Origin of the sequence: Sphingobacterium sp. Ag1, from assembly GCF_000988325.1 — a bacterium.
In the GTDB taxonomy this organism is placed as follows: domain Bacteria; phylum Bacteroidota; class Bacteroidia; order Sphingobacteriales; family Sphingobacteriaceae; genus Sphingobacterium.
The window spans coordinates 1-20,972 of the sequence record NZ_LBGU01000011.1; the positions used below are offsets into that span (position 1 = coordinate 1).

Below are 20,972 nucleotides of genomic sequence, written 5' to 3' on the forward strand. Positions count from 1 at the left end.
TGGGCTGTTCGCCCATTAAAGTGGCACGCGAGCTGGGTTCAGAACGTCGCGAGACAGTTCGGTCCCTATCTGTTGTGGGCGTTGGAAGTTTGAGTGGATCTGACCTTAGTACGAGAGGACCGGGTTGGACAGACCTCTGGTGAACCTGTTATGCCGCCAGGTGTACGGCAGGGTAGCTACGTCTGGAATAGATAAGCGCTGAAAGCATCTAAGTGCGAAACTAGCCACGAGATGAGACTTCCTTATAGGGTCGTAGAAGATGACTACGTTGATAGGCCATAGGTGTAAAGGTTGAGAGACCAAAGCCAAGTGGTACTAATAGCCCGAAGCTTTCTCAAGCAGATAACACTGTTGTCTTCCTCTTTAATTTTTAGAAACAAAACAGAAACGAAACTCTTTCAATATATATGTCATTTAGATATGAACATAGGGATTATTTCGGACCTTAAAGGCTCCTGATACTCTTATCCCTGATCTCAGATCTAAAAAAATATTTAGGTGCCTATATCGGCGGTGTCTACCTCTTCCCATTCCGAACAGAGCAGTCAAGCCCGCCAGAGCCGATGGTATTGCCGTAACAGGTGGGAGAGTAGGTCGGTGCCTTTTTTTACACGGAAGCCCTTGCTGGAAACAGTCAAGGGCTTCTTTTGTTTAGGTAACTCCCGTACTTCCTGTACAATGCTATTGCATATCTGCCGTACTTCCCCGACCGGCGCTGTCCTAGAGCCTCTACTGTCTTTAAGGGTATGGTGCAGTAGCATAACCATCGATGACTGTAGTTCAGTTTCCAACTGTGCTGCAATGGTATGGCGCATCCTCGGAGCCAGGGACATACAGTTGCCACCGTGGTCTATCGGTATGGTAAATCGGCGTAGCCAGCAGGGGTATGTAGTCGTCACTGTGGTCTAGCTGTACTGTGTAGCGTCTGTTCCAAAACTTTCGTATCTGTCCGAACTGTTATCCTGATAGTTTGCAAATGGGATAAAATCTCTCTTTCTGGGGATATCATTCGCATTTCTACGAGATATTATCTAATTTAGTTGTTATTGCATTATATTATGATAAAAGTAAAACAGGTATTGGTGTTCGGTTTTTTAATCATGTTTTTTTTGAAGAATAATCGATTAAATGCACAAAATAAATCTTTAGATGATGATGTGCTACGAATATTGGCCATCGGTAATAGTTTCTCGGAAGATGCTATTGAACAGAATTTATATGAATTGGCGAAAGCTGGGAAAAAAAAGATAGTAATCGGCAATCTCTATATTGGGGGGGCTCCTTTAAGTTTACATGTTAGCAACGCAAAAGAGGATAAGCCGGCTTATCGCTACCGTAAAATCAATCTTGACGGGCAGATGTTGGAAAAAGCAAATGAGCGCTTATCTGAAGCGCTTGTAGATGAGGCTTGGGATTATATTAGCTTTCAGCAAGCAAGTCCGCTATCAGGAGATTATGATTCGTATGCGAAGGATCTACCGCTCTTATATGATTATGTAACAAAACATATTTTATTTCCTGAAACCAAGTATATATTACATCAAACCTGGGCGTATCAGAACGGTTCATCGCATGAAGGTTTTGTTCGCTATAACCGTAGCCAAGATAGCATGTATAGGGCTATTGCCAACACTTCGCAGGAGGTGTTTAACTGGGGTAATTTCGATCTTTTGATTCCTTCGGGTACAGCTGTTCAAAATGCGCGTTCGAGTTTTGTAGGTGATCATTTTACACGTGATGGCTATCACTTAAATCTGAACTACGGACGTTTCGTTGCTGCCTGTACCTGGTACGAGGCGTTATTTCATGAAAATGTACTCAACAATACATTTTTACCGCTCAAGGTAACCTATGTAGAGGGCGAAATTGCGCGAGCAGCAGCACATAAGGCTGTGGAATCACCCTATGCTGTTACCGTATTAAAAGATTTTCAATTCATGAATTAATATTTATATGAGTATCAAAAAGAGCTATTTGATCGAATTGGATCACGAAACAAAAAATACCAAACGTATTTTAGAACGCATACCAGACGATAAATTGGATTGGCGTCCACACGAAAAATCGATGAGTTTGGGAGAACTAGCTGCTCACATTGTTGGACTACATAATTGGGTACATCAAGCAATACCAAAAGATGTATTTGATTTTAAAGTAGATTATCAGCCCATTAAAGTATCTTCTGTAGAAGAATTAAAAGAGATGTTAAAAATAGGCCTGGAAAATAATAAGGCCGCAATTGAAGACATAAAGGAAGAAGACTGGTTTAAAGATTGGGTGTTACAATCGGGCGATTATCTCATTGCACGTTTACCACGAGCCGGAGCAATACGTTTTGTTGTCAATAATCATATTGTTCATCATCGTGGTCAGTTGACGGTTTATTTGCGATTATTGGATATTGCTGTCCCGGGCTTATATGGACCATCGGCAGATGAAGCAATGCCTAGTTAATGTTGTAATGTAATTATATAGGTATAAAAAAAGGGAATCAAATTTGATTCCCTTTTTTTATATGTTCGACGGTCTAATTATTTAGCCAATTCTTCTGCGATTGCTTTTCCAATTTCAGCCGGAGACTCAACAACACGAATACCACACTCACGCATGATTTTCATTTTTGCTGCAGCAGTGTCATCAGCACCACCTACAATTGCACCAGCGTGTCCCATACGACGTCCTGGAGGCGCTGTTTGACCTGCGATAAATCCAACAACAGGTTTGGTACCATGTTCTTTGATCCAACGAGCAGCTTCAGCTTCCATTCCACCGCCGATTTCACCAATCATGATGATCGCTTCAGTTTCAGGGTCGTTCATTAATAATTCAACAGCTTCTTTCGTTGTCGTACCAATGATAGGGTCACCACCAATTCCGATTGCTGTTGTGATACCTAATCCTGCTTTTACAGTTTGATCTACGGCTTCGTAAGTTAAAGTTCCTGATTTAGAAACAACACCCACATTACCTTTTTTGAAGATAAATCCTGGCATGATACCGATTTTAGCTTCACCTGCAGTGATGATACCTGGGCAGTTAGGACCGATCAAACGAGAGTTTTTGTCGCTCAAGTAAGATTTTACTTGGATCATATCTTTTGTTGGGATACCTTCTGTAATACAAACAATCACTTCGATACCAGCCGCGGCAGCTTCCATGATCGCATCTGCAGCAAATGCTGGAGGTACAAAAATAATAGAAACATTAGCTCCTGTAGCGTCTACTGCATCTTGCACAGTATTGAATACAGGACGGTCTAAGTGTTGTTGACCACCTTTACCAGGAGTAACACCACCAACTACATTTGTTCCGTACTCAATCATTTGAGTAGCATGGTAAGTACCTTCGTTTCCAGTGAAACCTTGAACGATTACTTTTGAATCTTTATTAACTAATACACTCATTTCTTCTTTAAATTTTGCACACAAATCTACTATTTTGCTTTCTAAAATGGAAGCAATGTGAATAGGAATGTGACCTTTATTGATAAATTTTTAATTGAAATTGCGTTTTTGGATAAAATCCCAAAGAATAATGCCAATTGCGACAGATACATTTAAGGAATGTTTAGTCCCGTATTGGGGGATTTCGATGCAAGTATCGATTTTTTCCATGACATCCTCATCGACTCCATTAACCTCATTTCCAAAAATCAGCGCATACTTTTTGTCATTTTCTGGTTCAAACTGATGTAGCATAACGCTATCATCTGCTTGCTCGATGGCAATAATGACATAGCCTTCAGTCCTAAGCTGATCTACAACAGCTGAGGTATCTCTGTGGTATTCCCAAGCGACCGATTGGGTTGCCCCGAGGGCGGTCTTTTCGATTTCGCGATGGGGAGGTGTGCCGGTAATGCCACACAGATATATTTTTTCAATAGCAAATCCGTCTGCAGTACGGAAGGCCGAGCCCACATTATGCATGCTCCGTACATTGTCCATAACGATTGTGATAGGAGTTTTTTCTTGTTTTTTAAACGATTCAACATCTGTACGTTGAAGTTCATCCATCGATAATTTTTGCATGTCGCAAATATACTAAACCTAAAAAATAAAATAGATTTTGAATATTGAAAATAAGGTGTTATTTTTGCAGTCCGAATTACAAGAAAAAAATTGAATAAAAATTAGCTAAAAAAAATGGCAAATCATAAATCAGCGATCAAAAGAATTAGAGCAAACGCTACTAAACGTTTAAGAAACCGTTACCAAGCAAAAACTACACGTAACGCAATCAAAAAATTACGTCACACTACTTCTGCAGAAGAAGCAAAAACATTGTTACCACGCGTAATTTCTATGCTTGATCGTTTGGCAAAGAAAAATGTGATCCACAAGAAAAAAGCTTCTAACAACAAATCGAAGTTAACAAAATTTGTTAACGGTTTAGCGTAAGCTTTTCGTATAGATATAGAGGGGTACAGCTCGCTGTATCCCTTTTCTTTATGTTATATACTTTGGATTTCTCTTTCCAAGCGAATAGTAAATAAAAAAGCATCGAATACCGATGCTTTTTTATTTTAAAACTGAAATTTGCAGTGTATTTATTGCTGTAAATTTGGAAGTAGCTCTGCGATGACCTTTTTCAATTTGTTGGGATCTTTCATGTAAGGTTCTAAATCGTAAAGTTCCACTTTTTTGAAATCAATGGGATGGCTCTCACTCTGAAGTGAAATAGTACCCTTGTTTAAAAGCTGTCCATCTTTCTTCACTTTGGGATCGAAACCACTTACATTGCCGCCACCAATTTGGGGTTTAGTATACTGTAATACGACCTTGTTTTCAAGGATATGTTGCACAAGAGAGTCTCCCAACACCAAGAAATCAGCAGTTACCCATTGATCTCCAGCATAGGTTTTTGATGTTGAGCTGATGCAATGCGGTGTGAATAGTTTATTGTCGATCACAACGTTTGTGCCTGGTGTACAAAGATTACTTGTGGTCCGTTCGTCCTTGCCATTTCCACCCAGCAGTTGCCCTTCGATAGATATTGGAAAGTCTTGATCCACACCCATGGTATTAGGATCCTGTCCATGTAGCATGGCTCCGCTATTACGCCAAGCCCAACCTTCTCCACCATTTACCTGTTCACCGACAAATCTGTAAGTGACACGCAACAAATACGCTGAGAACTCTTTATTGTAGAACAGATGGCCATACTGAAAATTGAAATTATCATAACCATCATATCTTACCTTGAGTAAACCGTCTTCTACACGAAATGTATTTTTATAATTATCACCAACTTTGTGGTTTCTGATTTTTGGAGTCCAGTTCTTCAAATCTTTCCCATTAAATAATTGAATGGGTTTGGGTTTCTTATCTTGAGATTTGGCAAATAAAGAAGTGCTAAGCAATAGGATTCCAGCACTGTAAATGATATGTTTGAATTTCATCCTGAATTAGGTTTATTGACCTAAATTAGGTAAACATTTTTAAATAAGCAATTCTTTTTGTTTCACATATTCGCTTGGACGGATGCCGACGACCTTATTGAATGTGTTACTAAATGTGGGAAGGCTATTGTATCCAACTTTGAGCGCAACTTCATTTACGCTTAGTTTTTCATCCAAAAGGAGCTTAAGTGCGGTCAGCATTCTGAGGATCGTGTAGTATTGGATAAAAGACATATTTAATTCCTTTTGAAATAGTCTAGCCAATGTGCGTTCACTAATGTTAAATAATCCGGCAAGTTTTTTAAAGCTGACGTTTTCCTCTATATTTTCTTCGAGGTAAGTGACAATATCCTTTAATTTCTGATGACTAGGATAGGGCAAGGCTAATGGAAGCTCATGTAGCGATAGTTCCGGAAGGATAAGTTTAAATGCTGTAGCGATACTATATTTAGGTTCTTCGACTGGAAAGATATTGCCATTCCAGCGGTTGGTAAACATAATCAGCTCTATCAAAAGATCATTTACTGGATAAATTCCCATTTTACTGTAGAAGGGGGCGTCATTAGTGGCTTTGGGAAAATACAAATTACGCATAACGACCTCAGGGGTACTTGGATGAATACTATGTTTTATGCCAGCAGGAATCCACAAATAATGACGGGCAGGTAGAAAATAAGATTTTTCCTCTGTTTTAACAAATACGACACCGCCTTCTGTATATAGAAATTGATCCTTATCATGGCAATGTTCGGAAATATGGTTTTCTGCTATAATAGCGTGGTGACAGTAAATGCTATCTTCAAATGAGTCTACTTCCGTCATATAGTAACGGTTGACATATTTGGCATCTGTGCTTATCTCTTGTGTATTCATTTTAACCTATAATACGATGTCACAAAGGTAAGACTTTTTTACTAGACCCCGCCTTTACTTCTTGAAAGTGAGTGTATGCTTACATTAAAATGGCAGTTATTCAAGCGGAGAGTTAGTCTTTACTTACTTTGGCTTTGCTGTTATTCTTGTAAGTTGTTTGTTATCAGTGTGATATATATTATCTGTCGGGGTGATATAAACTATTTTTTTATTATGATTTGTTGTATATTTTTGATTTGTAGAGCGTTGTGTATTTTTAGTCGCCTTTGGATAATTTTGTGTCGAATGATAATAAATATGCAGTTGAAAAAAGTGCTAAAATTGTTTGGTTAAGAGGTTGCAAATTATAACAAAGAACTTTTCAACGAAGGGAAATATATAGATTTCAATTTCTTAAGTTTACAATAATGGAATAAAATCAAACTATAACAATATGGCTTACGAAAGAATAAAAGTTCAAAGCTTACATGATAAAGTGATTACAGCAGAAGAAGCTGCTAAACTATTTCAAAACGGAATGGTCGTTGGGTCGAGTGGTTTTACCAAGGCTGGAGACAGTAAGGTGGTGTTACCTGCCTTGGCTGAACGTGCAAAAGTGGATCCATTGAAAATAACCTTGATTACCGGGGCTTCGTTGGGACACGGAACGGACGGTAAATTGGCGGAAGCGGGAGCATTATCCAAGCGGATGCCCTTTCAGGTAGATCGTATTTTACGTCATAAAATTAATGCGGGGGATGTGCTGTTTATTGATCAGCATCTAAGCGAAACAGCCGAATTGCTGCACAATAAGAATTTGCCTCAGGTGGATATTGCTGTTTTGGAAGTAGCAGCAATAGAATCAGACGGAAGTATTGTTCCAACGACTTCTGTAGGAAATTCGGCAACTTTTGCTGCATTGGCTAAGCAGGTTATTTTGGAAGTCAATACTGCGATACCGGTGACTATTAAAGGAATACATGATATTTACCAAGCCGAAGATTACCCTCGGCGTAATGTTATTCCAATCGTAGCTCCTGAGAATAAAATTGGGCGCAAAACTATTCCTTTGGACGCGAGCAAGGTGGTGGGAATCGTGTTTACGAATGAGCTTGATAGCCCAGCCGATATTGCTGAACCGGATACCAAAACGACAGCGATAGCGAAGCATATTTTGCAGTTTTTCGAAAATGAGGTAGCGCTAGGTCATTTGTCAGAAAGCTTGATGCCACTTCAAGCGGGTATTGGAAAAGTAGCTAACGCTGTTCTGACGGGATTTATACATAGTAAGTTCCGTAATCTAACGATGTTTTCTGAAGTGTTGCAAGATAGTACCTTTGACCTTATCGATGCCGGAAAACTGGATTTTGCTTCTGCTTCTTCAATTACTGTTTCGGAAGAGTGTTATTCAAGAGTGTTCGATCATTTGGATCGATACCGTGATAAAATTGTATTGCGCCCACAGAACATTTCCAATACACCTGGACTGATCAAACGTTTGGGGATTATTGCAATTAATACAGCCATAGAGTTTGATATTTATGGAAACGTAAATTCTACCCATACTTCAGGAACAAATATCATGAACGGTATCGGCGGGTCGGGTGACTTTGCACGCAATGCTTATTTGAGCATCTTTGTCGCACAGGCGGCCTCTAAAGGAGATGCAATTTCTCACATTGTACCCATGGTTTCCCATGTGGATCATACCGAACATGATGTCGATATTTTGGTAACAGATTATGGCTTGGCAGATTTACGTGGTTTAGCGCCTCGCGAGCGAGCGAAAGTAATTATAGCGAACTGTGTACATCCCGATTACAAAGAGCAGCTATTAGATTATTATAACCGCGCTTGTGAGAGAGGGGGGCATACACCACATTTGTTAGAAGAGGCTTTTAGCTGGCATATCAACCTTCGTGAAAAAGGAACAATGAAAAAAGACCAATAACCGAGGGCGTGGTTACATATGGACTAAAGGTTTATAGAAAGGCGAGGTTTAATTGTAGACTTCGCCTTTCCTGCTGTATAGTTCTTTCTTGATGTATAATTATCGCAAAGAAAATCACGCATTCATTTCATTGGTTAAGATGAATCGTCGTATCCTCCTGCCAATTCTGTTTAGTCCTCAAGTTGTGGCGATTGAGACCAATCGTAATTTTTGTCCGAAACCATTGTTTGGTTTCTGGCGATTCAATTGCTTTACTGTAACAATTAACAAGATCGGGATGGAATTTTGCTATTGTTTTGGCTCCCCAGCCAATTCCCTTTTTTACATGAAAATCTGTTGTGTTTGACAATGAAATCAGTAGCTTCAATAAAATGTTTACGTATGTGGCTGATAGGCCTTTTTTTACGGCATAATGTGTAGCTACACCAATTGTTCGGACAATCCATTTGTCAGAATGATGAGCTAATTCTTTTAATAGAGGTATTGCTTTTTTAGGCGAAGTCAACAGCGCATGACCAAGGACGCGTTCGCCGATGATATCACAGACGTACCATTGATTACCTATGGTTATATAGGTACAGGCTTTATGGATGGATTGTTCGAAGTGTTCGGGGAGACGTTGCTGGAGAATTATTCCCGTTAAAACATAACTTCCCATTTCTGTTGTGGCAATGAGACGATCTGTTAAGTGTAACTGCTCGGTTTCAGGTACGAATAGCATAATTTCCCTGGCCGCAAACTCCAGAAGCGGAAAACGAACTTTCTTTTTCAGTAAACACGCTTGTAAGCTTAACATAAAGGATTCTATACCGGATTGCTGTCCTTGCTGTTTCGCCGCTGCGACAATTTCTCGGATCTGTACTTTACTGGTAATTTTGTCCATGGCAGTGCTCAAATCCCTATTGTTGATCTTTATAAATATTCCAATAATTAAAGTCTGTCATTGGAGCATCCGTTATTCCAATAGCTCGGCCCATTGTAACGATCTGTCCCCTGTGATATGTTCCGTGGAGGATCAGCTGTTGTATGTATTCATACTTCGTGAAGTCGCATTGAAACCATGGTGATTCCACTTTGATATTTTTTTCAAGATCCAACTCGGTTAGTTTGTGTATGTAATCCACGAGTTGAGCTGAACTTCTTTGTAGTGCTTCAAATATTTCTTCTTTTGTGGCTCGCTTTTTCTCAAAATCAAAATCATTGCTTTCCGCAATGTGGCTCCACCAATATTCCTGTGTCTGCAAAATGTGGTTTAAGGTCTTCAAAATGGTCGGGAAACTTGAAGGTACCTCTTGGTTAAGTTGGTCATCTGATTTATCAGCCAACCAATTGATGTATTTATTGACGACCCAGTTGTTATATTCAGCACTTTTTGTGATTAAGGTTTTTAAACTCATAATTTTAATCTATAGTATGGTGTTAAATGAAATATTTACTAAATATAAATCCTTTTTGGAATGAATTTACATTAAATTTTATAGTAGATAGCTTGTTTGATAAGCCGCTTTGAAAGTATTTATTTCTTATAAAATTGTGACTGGTATAGGCCTGTCCATTAAGCGTAACTTATTTGAAATAAATAAAAAGTATTGTCCATATTTTTTATATTTATTTTGCAATAGCAGAATGGTTTAGCATTTTGCATAATGTGTGTGTGGCACCAACAGAAGATTTGACAGCTGCTTGAGCTTGTTGGATTAACCAATTAAAATAAATATGATAAAAGCAACGCATTGTATTCTTTCTTTACTAGCCATGTTGTTTATGAACATGGGAAACGCCCAAGTTAATTATTTGCAGGAATCCAAAAAGGATTTTGATGAACGGATGCATTGGTTTAGGGAAGCAAAGTACGGAATGTTTATTCATTTTGGGCTTTATAGTCAACTTGGAGGGATGTATAATGGGAATTCGACCAAAGGATATGCCGAATGGATACAATCGGAGATGAATATTCCGAAGGCAGCATATTCGGAACTGATCAACACCTGGAATCCCAAGGACTTCAATGCGGATCGTATTGTTCAATTGGCTAAGGATGCTGGAATGAAATATATCGTCCTGACGACCAAACATCATGAGGGGTTTTGTCTGTGGGATTCCCCCTATACAGATTATGATATCGCTTCGACGCCAATGAAAGGAAGAGATCTCGTGCGGGAGTTGTCCATAGCTTGTAAGAAAGCTGGGATTAGATTTGGTACCTATTACAGTATTATCGACTGGCATCACGATTCGCAATATGTTGATCCCAATGGTAAAGGCGACTGGGGCCAGATTCTCATTAAGCCGGAACAGAAAGCCGCTTATATTCAATACATGAAAAATCAATTGAAAGAATTGGTTGTTAAGTATGATACTGACATCCTGTGGTTTGATGGAGACTGGGTGAATTGGTGGGATATGGCCGCGGGAGAAGATCTTTATCAATATCTACGCAAATTAAAACCCACTCTAATCATTAATAACCGCGTAGCAAAGCGGGATCAATTTAAGCGTGATTTTGGAACGCCTGAACAAGAACATCCTGGAACGTTGCTGGATTACGATTGGGAAGCCTGTTATACCTTGAATAATTCTTGGGGATATAAAAAATCAGATAATAATTGGAAATCTCCTACAGAAGTAAATACTAAGCTGCGCGAGATAAATGAAAAAGGCGGAAATTTGTTGCTCAATATTGGGCCTGATGCTAACGGAAATGTGCCGGCTGCCAGTAAAGAAATTTTGTTGAAAGCAGCAGCAGAGCGAAAAAAGAACTAATCTGAGTTAATTTGCTGTTTATTGACTTATAGACCTTACGATATAGCTGGTTTATAGTTGATATAATCCAGCTAAAATTATATGAACGATTAAAATTATGAAGATATCTTGTATGTTATTTCCAAAATTATTATTTATTGGCCTTACCGGTGTCGCTTCACTTAGCGTGCGTGGGCAACAGTCTGGCTCGGTAAAACGTATTTACATCAGTACAAAAGGAAGTGATAGAAACCAAGGAACCATGGTCAGTCCCTATGCCACAGCTGAAGCCGCACTGCGGTCCGTAGAAAAACAGAAACAAGGAAAAAATACACCAGACATCGAAATCATCTTTATGGCAGGCACGTACCAGCTGGATAAACCGATTGAATTGTCTGCCGGGGTATCGGGCACAAGAAGACAACCCTTGCGGATCAAAGCTGAGGAAGGATCACAAGTTACGCTGAGTGGTGCCAAATCGCTTAACGTCAAATGGGAACAGGGCGATCGCGGTATTTGGGTGGCTAAGGTCCCAAGAGGAGTAAACTTCCAAAGTCTATATGCAAATGATAAGCATCTTGTCCGGGCCCGTTATCCAAACTACGATCCCACAGTCCTGCCATTTCAAGGCTATGCAGCAGATGCATTAAGTCCCGAACGTGTAACAACCTGGAAAAACCCCAAGGGGGGAATTGTACATGCTTTGCATGCTGGTCGCTGGGGAGGATTCCATTATAAGATTACAGGAAAAGATGGCCTATCAACTGTTACACTGGAAGGTGGACAGCAAAATAATCGTCCCAGCAAAATGCACGAGACCTATCGCTTTGTAGAAAATATCTTTGAAGAACTCGATACCTTTCAGGAGTGGTATTTGGATGAGGAGAAAGCACTATTATATTATATGCCTGCTAAAGGAGTTGATCCCAACAAGCTGAAGTTTGTAGCACCACAATTGGAAAATCTAATCTATCTTTCAGGTTCATCTTCCAGCCCAGTGCATGATATTGAGGTTAGTGGCCTTCGCTTCACGTATACCGCGCCCACCTTTATGAAAACAAGCGAGCCGCTCTTACGTAGTGATTGGACGATCTATCGACAGGGAGCCGTAAAGATTGAAGGCGCGGAAAATTGTATCTTTCGCGCGAACGATTTTGTCGCATTGGGCGGCAATGCGATCTTTGTTAACAATTACAATCGAGAGGTCAAGATCGAAGGAAACCGGATTGAACAAATCGGTGCCGGAGCGATCAATTTTGTAGGTGACCCAGCGGCAGTGCGCTCACCGGCATTTCGATATGAAAAATTTGTCCCATTTGACCAAATGGATACCATTAAAGGACCAAAAACCAATAATTATCCCATGAACTGTGAGGCAAGTGACAACCTGATCCATGACATTGGCTTGATCGAAAAACAAGTGGCAGGTGTACAGGTCTCCATGGCTGAATCGCTACGAATTTTGCATAATACCATTTACAATGTTCCTCGAGCAGGTATTAATGTAGGTGATGGGACTTGGGGCGGTCATGAGATCGCTTACAATGATGTTTTTAATACAGTCCTGGAAACCAGTGATCATGGAGCCTTCAACTCATGGGGGCGCGACCGTTTTTGGCATCCCAATAGAAAGGAGATGGATGAACTGACGGCGAAACATCCCAATTTAATATTGCTGGACGCAGTCAAAACAACCAAAATTCATGATAATAGATTTCGCTGTGATCACGGTTGGGATATTGATCTGGACGACGGATCTTCCAACTATGAAATTTACAATAACCTTTGTTTAAGTGGAGGACTAAAACTAAGAGAAGGGTTTTATCGCAAAGTGTACAACAACGTGATGATCAACAATGGTTTTCATCCTCATGTATGGTTTCAGCATAGTCACGATGTATTCCGTAATAATATCGTGATGGAGTCCCATCAGGATATACAGGTCAAGTATTGGGGGGAAGAGGTAGACCATAATATTTACGGACGGCAGGATGACCTCGACAAAGATCGAGCGAAAGGCATAGAAAAACATGGTCGGGTTATTCAATTGAACTTTACGAATCCCGCACATGGTGATTTCCGGTTGAAAAACTGGAAGGATCAGGATTTTAAAAATTTTGACATGTTGCATTTTGGAGTTACCAGTAAAAGACTTAAAACTCTAGCCGCTAGTCCTGAAATACCACAGTTGATCCAATCCGAAGCAAAGGAGCAGGGGAGCAGGTGGACCTGGAAGTCGGGGGTATTTAAATCAGTGGAGACTTTGGGCGAGCAGTCGGCTGCAGGCCTACCCTCGATAAACGGCGTGCTGTTGCTCGAGTTGGATGAAAAAGGCAATCTTTATAAAAGCGGTTTGCGTGTCGGCGATGTTGTATTGAATTATCAGGGTGAGAAAATAGATCAATTAATAGACCTGCAACAAGCGATTAAAAAGCATGTACACGCTGACCGGCCGAAGGTGTTCATTTTTAGAAACCAAGGGCAGCAGGAATTAACCCTGCAGCTGTAGTAAATTTTCTATGCGCTTATTGAAATATACGATTGTACTTCGGTTTGTTGACATGCGATATAGCTATTGTGAGCAATTAGCAGTAAAACATGGCAGTTGTGATAGATCGATCATCTTATGACGATATTATTTTTTGTTTATAATTTTTATTTCCATTGGGACTATTGAGCATCTAGGTCGTCATTATAACAGTGTGTTATCATCTTACCGGGGGCGCACATATTAAATTCTTATTCGTATTAATTGATGTATAAGGCTGTACAGCACCCATGTGCTGGCAGCCTTATTGATTTACTGTGCAATGGGTTTGACCAAAGGTGATCGCCCAACGATGAGCGAGGGAGTGAAGGTATAACACCGACAATGAGGGGGAGTCTTTGTGGGTATGGGATGGTTGAAACAAGTTTCTTAAACTGGTTTAAGTTTGGACTGTTTTTGTTCTCTTACATTTGATTTATAGTGTTTATACGAAATTTATATAATTCATACCATGTATAGTCAACTTTTTGTACGTATAGCTGTATCGACAGCGTTTTTATCTGCTGTTGCAGATCGTTTGGGACTGTGGGGGGCACCGGGGGCATCACATGTTTCCTGGGGAAATTGGGCCAATTTTGTAGCCTACTCAAATACCCTTAATTTTTTTGTGCCTGAATCTTTCGGTAATATACTTGCTATCGGTGCAACATTATTGGAGGTTGTCTTAGCAATCCTATTGCTGATCGGCTATAAACTGCGTTTCACTGCATTCGTTGCTGGGATTCTACTGATCTGCTTTGCGATGGTGATGACTTTCTCCTTCGGAATTAAATCGACGTTTGATTATTCGGTCTGGGTAGGAGCTGCGGCCTGTTTTCTACTGCAGACTGCCGATAACTTTCCCATTAGCCTAGACCGGTATATTGACCTTCGAAAAAGTAAATGGATGGGTAAATGAAGGGTCGAAGATTTTATCGTCTTAGAAATACGTTTTAAAAAGCATAAAAAATGCCGTCAAACAAAGGAGCTTAACGGCATTTTTTTGATTACATTTCCTTTAAATTTACCTCTTTCTTTTCACCGTCTTTGTCAATGGTGACGTGCTTTTCAACATTGGCTTTGTCGACATAGGATGATCTCGCCGTACCATAATTTGTCGTGGAACCTGTATAACCCCAATAGTTATAATAATTGGTGTAGCCTGATACATAAGAATAGTTGTAAGAATTGGTAAAATCGAAGCTCGCCATAATCACGTATGCACCTGGCATGAGATCTGCAAATTCGAAATGCCCCTCATCATCATACACCTTTGCTTTTTTAATAGCATAGCCAAAATCGGGATCCAATGGAACTTCCTGCACTTTTTTCTGTTTTCGGATCTTTTTATTGACTTCCAGCCATTCTTCGTAATAGGCGGAGTTGGCGAAGAGTGTAATTTCTGTACCTTTTGGGGCATATTGCTTTTTGGCGGTATTCACGAGTCCGCCAAGTTTTTTTCCGGAGCTAGATCGAGCGTAAGCCGTCCCGATAATAACACTGTTACCCTGGGAAATCTGTTGGGCAGCCTGTTCTTTGTTAAATCTATTTTTAATAGGTTGATAGTCCAGTTCTTCGTTTACGGTAATTTCCCATTTGCCATTTCCCATGGACATTTCCCTTTGCCATAATCGGCGATCTTTCTTATCGATGACATAATTATAGATGGCTCCGGTACTTTCTTCTAAAAGTGTAACCAGCCAACTGTCGTGTTTACCTGTTTTTGGGGAGCCATAACTGTAGCTTTTTACTTCCTTGATGGTATAGTCTTCGACGAAAATGTCCGAATCACTATTATAATAAAATTGCGGGATGCGCGCTTTATACCCTAGGTCTAAAGGGAGAGTTGAAATCAGGTGATCTGTCCAGTTAAAATCCACAAAAGGTCTAGTTGGCTGTAAGTTGATCTTTTTTTCCTTTTTCGTTTTCTTCGAATAATAATTACCTGTAATTGTTTCTCCAAAGTTGAGGTTTACTTTTGCTTCCTTTCCATCGCTAGAATAGCGGATAGACCGAAGTGTTTTTGCGTCGGCAGTCGTCGTGCGTATCGAAGTCCAGGCATTGTCTTTCGGAACATAGGTATTGGTTAAGGTCAGCTGATTGTCGGCCGCTACAATTTCGTAGGTCAGTGATCCTTGTTTGTCCCAATTGTTATCTTTAACATAATAGACCGTATACAGTGATTTTTCTGGTTTTATATAGTTGGTATTGATATCGCTGCTCCCAGGGGTGACGGTCTTTTGACATAATCCTACGGCTGGAAGTAAACCTACTCCCAATACAAAGGCATATAATTTCATATATGTGAACTATAGTTAATGAAAAAACAAGTTGTTTTCTTGTTCGATTTATTTATCTAAGGTAATAAAAAAGTTTTTTATTTTTTTGCTGGGGATCGCTTCTTCACATACACTGATGCTATAGCGGAAATTTGACCTCAGAGCATTTTGGAGCTTGTTTGAATGTTGATGATATACTAGAGCGAAAAGTAAAACGGAGGTATTTCTACCTCCGTCGTCGTGCACCTTTGAGCACCATTGATGATTAGAAAAAAATCTTTGTGATGATGGTCAATAATTATCTTCAGCTTCCTTTTCTTTGTCGATGATAGAAGAGCGCATCCGGTAGACATTCATTTCACCAAGATGCGTATAACTTTTTCCACCGTTTTTAAGGATCATTACACGGACCGAATTGCTTTAAAAATAAATGGCAGTAGGATTTATTGTTTTTTAACCCGAATCTACTCTTTAATCATATTTTGGAAAATGGTGATGTTTGTCTTTAACTGGACTTTAAATTATATCAAATCTATAAGAAGCGTTGGTACATTAAATTTTGAATAATCTAAACAACATGTTGGTTTATAGGTGTGTAGTCGAGAGAAGTGGATATATCGCAATAAGAGGAATACAATTCCTCTTATTGCAATTCGAAGAATTCCGTTCGCTATTTTTTATTCACTGTATTTACTTCCACTTCGGGTTTCACTTTTAGGGAAATCCGTATAGGCTTTTCCTCCTTAACTTGAATGTCTTTTTGATCTTGATTTGAACTGACATTGGCATTGGCAGAAAGATTGATACGTTTTGGTTGACGCGGTTGAATATCTTCGACCCATACTTCCTCAATTTTAGGGGCTACTTGCACTTCTTCGACTATCGGTGAAACTCTTTTTGATGGAGTAGACTTTTTTTGAGGCTCCGCAAATTTGATTCGCTCAACATGTACCTCATCGATTATTTTTGGGGAATTTTGAGGTGGAGCAGGTTTTTTTCGAGGTGCCGGGAAACGTACATTATCCTCTTGTTGAGAAGAAGAGCTCTGCTGGGATATTATTGGCGGAGCCATCTCCTTTGTTGGTGATTTAGGAATTCTTCCACTAGTTTTAGGAGCCTCCGATTGCCGTGATGCAGGCGGCGTTATTGCGGTGTTGGCAGCCGCTGCTTTTTTTGTCGTAGTCGGCGTTGTTTTCTGTGCCTCCACATGTGTTGAAAACAACGTGGATATCGCTACTGTCAGTAATAAAGTAAGCCCAGGCATTAACAAGAGTTTACTTGGGGTTGTTCTTTTTTGTAACATAATTAATCGTTTTTTTGTTGTTAAGAAATTAAAATTACTGGCCGGTAATGTGTTTATATCAGGGGTGGACATGCTCCACTCGATAATTAAATGTTGGTATCTTAACTTTTCGTGAATCTTCACGACTGCATCATCTGCAAGGTATTCATGCGTTTGTCGGATCGATTTTTGAATGAGATAAATAAAGGGATTGAACCAAAAAAATATACCCAAGAGCTGTATAAAAAGTACGTCTATTGAATGACGTTGATTGGCATGGGCCCGTTCGTGCGTTATAATTGATTGATCAATATCGCCCTGTTGATAGGCCTCTTTGGGAACATAAATTTTTTGAAAAAAAGAAAAAGGTGTTTTTAAACCACGTATGCAATATATAGACTGTTCATGAGTCGGTGTGGCACTTCGGATATAATACAGGAATTTGCGGTACAACCAAACCTGTTTCAGGAGTAATGCAATCGAGACGATCACATAAACCAGCAGAGCGAGGTTGTACCAATCAACATAATCATTATTGAAGAGTGCTGAATCCGTTGCCGGCTGTGTAATGATCGACCCGACAGGGGTAGCATCAGTGTTTCTTGCGTTCAATAAGTTGAAAACATCAAATGGGACAGCGATCTGGATCATTGGAATGATGACAGATAAGGGGATAATCCCAAGTAAATAACAGCGGTTGAATAGCAACAACTTCTGGTTGCGTAGTACTGACCAATAAATGAGATACAGTAAACCCGAACAGGCTATCAGTTTTCCAATATATAGCATCATGTCTCTTTGTTTTTAATTTCGGAATCAATTATATTTTTCAGTTCCTCCAATTGCTCTTTGCTCAGCTGAGATTGTTTAGTGAAAAAAGATGCAAATTTTAATGCTGAATTGTCGAAGTAAGTTTCTACAATATCATTTACATGTGCTAAGTAATAGTTGTCTTTATCGATTAATGGATAATACTCTCTCGAATTTCCATAAAGCACATAAGATATTGCCCCCTTTTCAGTCATTCTCTTCAATAATGTAGCAACAGTTGTTGGCGCCGGTTTAGGTTCAGGATACGCTTCCATTAGATCTTTCATAAAAGCTTTTTTCATGTCCCAGATGTAGCCCATCAATTGTTCTTCCGTAGCTGATAATTTATTCATACTACAAATATAGAGCATATTCTACATTGTGTAGAATTAAAATATGTTAAATAATTCCTGTTTTTATTATTTGATTGATTTACAGTTGTTTAAATTTTTATTCCTTTGAGAATGAGAACAATTTTTACCATAAAACTCGTTGCGTGCCCTTATAAAAACAATAAGTATATACAAATAATAGGGTAGCTGGATTTGTTTGTGCCGTTTTTTCAGCTAAGGAATCTGTGGTAGCCTATAGCTGTAGTTTGATCCTTAGTTTAGACGGTTAGACAAGCATTCAAAGTATAAATAAAACAAAATGGAATGTACCGTTATTATATATGGCGTTGGGCCTGTGGTGGGCGACAGTTTTAGAAAAACTTAGGATAAATAATGGCAAAACTTTTTTTAGTACGGCATGGACAATCGCAATGGAATTTGGAAAATCGCTTTACGGGTTGGCAAGATATTGATATTACCGAATTGGGACAACAGGAAGCTCGGCAGGCGGGACTAGCTTTGGCAAATGAACGAATTGATATCGCTTATACTTCAGCGCTTATAAGAGCGCAACATACTTTGGAAATTATTTTGCATGAAATGGGCAATCCTTCCGTCCCTATTGTTATAAATGCTGCTTTAAATGAGCGCGGTTATGGACAACTTGAGGGCTTGAATAAGGCTGAAACGGCCAAAAAATATGGCGCCGAACAAGTGCATATCTGGCGTAGGTCTTTTGATGTTCCGCCACCAGGAGGGGAGAGTCTTAAAGATACATACGAACGTGTTATTCCATATTATGAACATTCTATAACACCTAAACTGAAAGAAGGCAAAAATGTACTTGTTGTTGCGCATGGCAATAGCCTTAGGGCACTGATTATGTTTTTGGAACATCTTTCTCCGGAACAAATATTGGAACGGGAGATCGCTACCGGACAACCGATCGAATATCAGGTTGAGGGATAGTGTTATACTGATTTCTAGGCTAATCTAATCATTCATGAAATGGTGAAATTGCAGTTGAGAAACAAAAAATCCTGCCATACGAACGATGAGCAGGATTTTTGTTATTTGTATCCGCGTTATACTATTTCAAAACGAATTTAAATCCTAAAGAAAAACGCGATGGTTCGAAATTAGAACCATGAGAAAGATTCCACCAAGGTTTCCAGTCGAAATGCATTGCCAATGGTGCCGAAGGTATTTTGAACTCTAGCCCCAAGGCTGGTCGGATCGCAAAATCAGTATGTGTTTTTCCATCTTTCCAATGGTAGTCGTCATACCAGTCGTCGTGCCATTTACCATAATCAATAAATGAAACTTGTGGACCTACACCAATGTACCATGAAAGACCTCGAGATCCAGGAATACGTTTATTGTATGAATAATCCACACCGATAACAGTAATATTGTCTCCAAATAATACTTGTGCATTTCCGGCGTCATTTCCACCAAAATTGTGTTTTATCTGTGGACCGAATAGCGTTTGACCATCGCCGACGTCTATTCCAAGACCAATGGCTGTCCGATAGGGAGTTTGTGCGTTTGCTTGCTGATGAGCAGCAAATAGTAGCGTAAAAAGTGTTAGAAAAGGTAGAATTACTTTTTTCATGATAATTTAAAAAAATATTAGTTGTGCGTTTTCGATTAGAAAACTTTCGCTGTTCAAACAAATAGTTTGCCAAAGATTTTTTTAATATTTTGATAAACAATAAATGATCTGTAACTGCTTCTTTTTTAATGTCTTTTTTTGTGCATAATTTAAAAATAAATCCAACCGTTTTTACTAGCGTGTTGTTCTAATCACAGAAAGTCTGTTTTTTCAAGGTAAAATTAGTGCGCTGGACTATTTTTTATCGATGAACGATTATTAGATGTTATAAGACAGCATGTAAGATGCTACAAAATACGGAAAATGGAGAAACTACAAATCAATACCGAAAAGATTGAAGAATGGATTGCAGCGGGATATGATGTTCTTCAAGATGGAAAATTAATTAAAGTTGAAGGTGATCTACAGGAATTTCTACAACAGTTTGCTGATGATACAGCAGATGGAGGACCAAAAATATATTTGTTGAAGGAGCTGCTTACCTGGCCAGAGGAAGATTTTAAAAAAATAGAAATGGGTTATGGAACAGATGAAAATAGCTGAAGATAAAATTGTACCACTGGATTTTGATTCAGAAGAATTACCTTTTGAAATTCGTGAGCTACGTCCTGTTGTTTTTAAAGAAGAAACATCGTATTGGTGTTTACTGGGGCCCGATCCGCATCAAGGAATTTTCGGAAACGGTGAAACGGCTTTAGATGCATTAGCCGACTGGCTAGAAAATCTGCAGGTACGTTTAAAAACCGGAGACGAAAATGATGAAGTAGCGAATTACGCTCGGGAAAGCCTTAAGGCATCAAATCGTGATGTGTGGTAATATTTTGTATTTATAGCAGAAGTCTTCCAATATACATTGGAAAGAGTCGGTTAGTTGAATATAGTAGGATAATTTCTCAGTCTAATCGGACTCTTACAGCGTACATTAGCTAAATTAACAGTTGGGTTAATTTAATTACCATCTTATGCTCTCGAAACCTAAAAACGAGAGATATGTTGATGAAAAGAAAACTGAACCTTTAAAAATTGACAGTAAAGACAGTTTTATAGCGAATTATCTGAATAAGATCGCATACTTCTTTTATTTAAAAATCAATTTATCTATGTTTGGAGTAACATGTTAAGTCTGTATGTGGCTGACTTTTAACAGTGTTGGTTTTGCATCATAATATATTTTTCAATTTTCA

Annotated in this window: 20 protein-coding genes and 2 rRNA genes; 12 read left to right on the forward strand and 10 right to left on the reverse strand. The window is 39.2% G+C overall.

The genetic code is table 11. The features are described 5' to 3' along the window. The 4 genes from AAW12_RS00355 to AAW12_RS00370 all read left to right on the forward strand — a co-directional run. Nucleotides 1-339 (forward strand): 23S ribosomal RNA (locus AAW12_RS00355); the annotation flags it as partial. A gap of 155 nt (nt 340-494) precedes the next feature. After that, a 5S ribosomal RNA gene (gene rrf, locus AAW12_RS00360) occupies nt 495-606 on the forward strand. A 452-nt stretch (nt 607-1,058) separates the two neighbouring features. Further along, nucleotides 1,059-1,946: a DUF4886 domain-containing protein gene (locus AAW12_RS00365; RefSeq protein ID WP_084823029.1), complete on the forward strand. Its 888-nt coding sequence runs from the start codon at nt 1,059-1,061 to the stop codon at nt 1,944-1,946. Between the two features lie 7 nt (nt 1,947-1,953). After that, entirely contained in the window at nt 1,954-2,454 is a 501-nt protein-coding gene (locus tag AAW12_RS00370; RefSeq protein ID WP_046671643.1) for a DinB family protein, read from the forward strand. 77 nt (nt 2,455-2,531) lie between these two features. Here the strand turns inward: AAW12_RS00370 and sucD are convergent, their stop codons facing one another. Together sucD and AAW12_RS00380 are read right to left on the reverse strand one after the other, a co-directional pair. Then, the gene (gene sucD, locus AAW12_RS00375) at nt 2,532-3,404 is read right to left on the reverse strand and encodes a succinate--CoA ligase subunit alpha (RefSeq protein WP_046671644.1); all 873 of its coding nucleotides are present in this window, start codon (nt 3,402-3,404) and stop codon (nt 2,532-2,534) included. A gap of 90 nt (nt 3,405-3,494) precedes the next feature. Beyond that, a complete protein-coding gene (locus tag AAW12_RS00380; protein WP_046671645.1) occupies nt 3,495-4,028 on the reverse strand; it encodes an RNA methyltransferase in 534 nt (177 codons plus the stop codon). A gap of 114 nt (nt 4,029-4,142) precedes the next feature. Between AAW12_RS00380 and rpsT the strand changes: the two genes are divergently transcribed. Then, nucleotides 4,143-4,397 (forward strand): 30S ribosomal protein S20, encoded by a 255-nt coding sequence (gene rpsT / locus AAW12_RS00385; protein ID WP_046671646.1) that lies wholly within the window; start codon nt 4,143-4,145, stop codon nt 4,395-4,397. A 149-nt stretch (nt 4,398-4,546) separates the two neighbouring features. On the opposite strand, the gene AAW12_RS00390 is transcribed toward rpsT, so the two are convergent. Together AAW12_RS00390 and AAW12_RS00395 are read right to left on the reverse strand one after the other, a co-directional pair. Then, on the reverse strand, nt 4,547-5,398 hold the full coding sequence (locus AAW12_RS00390) for a DUF1080 domain-containing protein (protein WP_046671647.1): 852 nt from the start codon (nt 5,396-5,398) through the stop codon (nt 4,547-4,549). A gap of 39 nt (nt 5,399-5,437) precedes the next feature. After that, complete coding sequence (locus tag AAW12_RS00395; RefSeq protein ID WP_046671648.1) at nt 5,438-6,271, reverse strand: AraC family transcriptional regulator; 834 nt, start codon at nt 6,269-6,271, stop codon at nt 5,438-5,440. A 433-nt stretch (nt 6,272-6,704) separates the two neighbouring features. Here AAW12_RS00395 and AAW12_RS00400 point away from each other — a divergent pair, with 433 nt between their 5' ends. Then, a complete protein-coding gene (locus AAW12_RS00400; RefSeq protein ID WP_046671649.1) occupies nt 6,705-8,201 on the forward strand; it encodes a succinate CoA transferase in 1,497 nt (498 codons plus the stop codon). 127 nt (nt 8,202-8,328) lie between these two features. On the opposite strand, the gene AAW12_RS00405 is transcribed toward AAW12_RS00400, so the two are convergent. Together AAW12_RS00405 and AAW12_RS00410 are read right to left on the reverse strand one after the other, a co-directional pair. Continuing rightward, nucleotides 8,329-9,084 (reverse strand): DNA alkylation repair protein, encoded by a 756-nt coding sequence (locus tag AAW12_RS00405; protein WP_046671650.1) that lies wholly within the window; start codon nt 9,082-9,084, stop codon nt 8,329-8,331. Nucleotides 9,085-9,100: 16 nt separating this feature from the next. Continuing rightward, the gene (locus AAW12_RS00410; protein ID WP_046671651.1) at nt 9,101-9,598 is read right to left on the reverse strand and encodes a DinB family protein; all 498 of its coding nucleotides are present in this window, start codon (nt 9,596-9,598) and stop codon (nt 9,101-9,103) included. A gap of 319 nt (nt 9,599-9,917) precedes the next feature. On the opposite strand from AAW12_RS00410, the gene AAW12_RS00415 reads away from it, so the two are divergent. From AAW12_RS00415 to AAW12_RS00425, 3 genes are all read left to right on the forward strand, one after another. Further along, nucleotides 9,918-10,964, forward strand: coding sequence for an alpha-L-fucosidase (locus AAW12_RS00415; RefSeq protein ID WP_084823030.1), 1,047 nt, complete (start codon nt 9,918-9,920; stop codon nt 10,962-10,964). A gap of 97 nt (nt 10,965-11,061) precedes the next feature. Beyond that, complete coding sequence (locus tag AAW12_RS00420) at nt 11,062-13,452, forward strand: PDZ domain-containing protein (protein WP_156167482.1); 2,391 nt, start codon at nt 11,062-11,064, stop codon at nt 13,450-13,452. Nucleotides 13,453-13,942: 490 nt separating this feature from the next. Further along, a complete protein-coding gene (locus AAW12_RS00425; protein WP_046671652.1) occupies nt 13,943-14,389 on the forward strand; it encodes a hypothetical protein in 447 nt (148 codons plus the stop codon). Between the two features lie 88 nt (nt 14,390-14,477). Here AAW12_RS00425 and AAW12_RS00430 read toward each other — a convergent pair whose 3' ends face one another. The 3 genes from AAW12_RS00430 to AAW12_RS00440 form a co-directional block, all read right to left on the reverse strand. Beyond that, entirely contained in the window at nt 14,478-15,770 is a 1,293-nt protein-coding gene (locus AAW12_RS00430; protein ID WP_046671653.1) for a hypothetical protein, read from the reverse strand. A gap of 649 nt (nt 15,771-16,419) precedes the next feature. Continuing rightward, the gene (locus AAW12_RS00435; RefSeq protein WP_046671654.1) at nt 16,420-17,823 is read right to left on the reverse strand and encodes a M56 family metallopeptidase; all 1,404 of its coding nucleotides are present in this window, start codon (nt 17,821-17,823) and stop codon (nt 16,420-16,422) included. Beyond that, complete coding sequence (locus AAW12_RS00440) at nt 17,820-18,194, reverse strand: BlaI/MecI/CopY family transcriptional regulator (RefSeq protein ID WP_046671655.1); 375 nt, start codon at nt 18,192-18,194, stop codon at nt 17,820-17,822. Before AAW12_RS00440 ends, AAW12_RS00435 begins: the two co-directional genes overlap by 4 nt. Nucleotides 18,195-18,566: 372 nt before the next feature. On the opposite strand from AAW12_RS00440, the gene AAW12_RS00445 reads away from it, so the two are divergent. Next, entirely contained in the window at nt 18,567-19,142 is a 576-nt protein-coding gene (locus tag AAW12_RS00445; RefSeq protein WP_046671656.1) for a 2,3-bisphosphoglycerate-dependent phosphoglycerate mutase, read from the forward strand. Between the two features lie 121 nt (nt 19,143-19,263). Here AAW12_RS00445 and AAW12_RS00450 read toward each other — a convergent pair whose 3' ends face one another. After that, a complete protein-coding gene (locus AAW12_RS00450) occupies nt 19,264-19,788 on the reverse strand; it encodes a hypothetical protein (RefSeq protein ID WP_046671657.1) in 525 nt (174 codons plus the stop codon). Nucleotides 19,789-20,091: 303 nt separating this feature from the next. Here AAW12_RS00450 and AAW12_RS00455 point away from each other — a divergent pair, with 303 nt between their 5' ends. Both AAW12_RS00455 and AAW12_RS00460 read left to right on the forward strand, forming a co-directional pair. Continuing rightward, a complete protein-coding gene (locus AAW12_RS00455) occupies nt 20,092-20,331 on the forward strand; it encodes a hypothetical protein (RefSeq protein WP_046671658.1) in 240 nt (79 codons plus the stop codon). Further along, nucleotides 20,309-20,605, forward strand: coding sequence for a hypothetical protein (locus AAW12_RS00460; protein ID WP_046671659.1), 297 nt, complete (start codon nt 20,309-20,311; stop codon nt 20,603-20,605). Before AAW12_RS00455 ends, AAW12_RS00460 begins: the two co-directional genes overlap by 23 nt. Nucleotides 20,606-20,972: the final 367 nt, after the last annotated feature.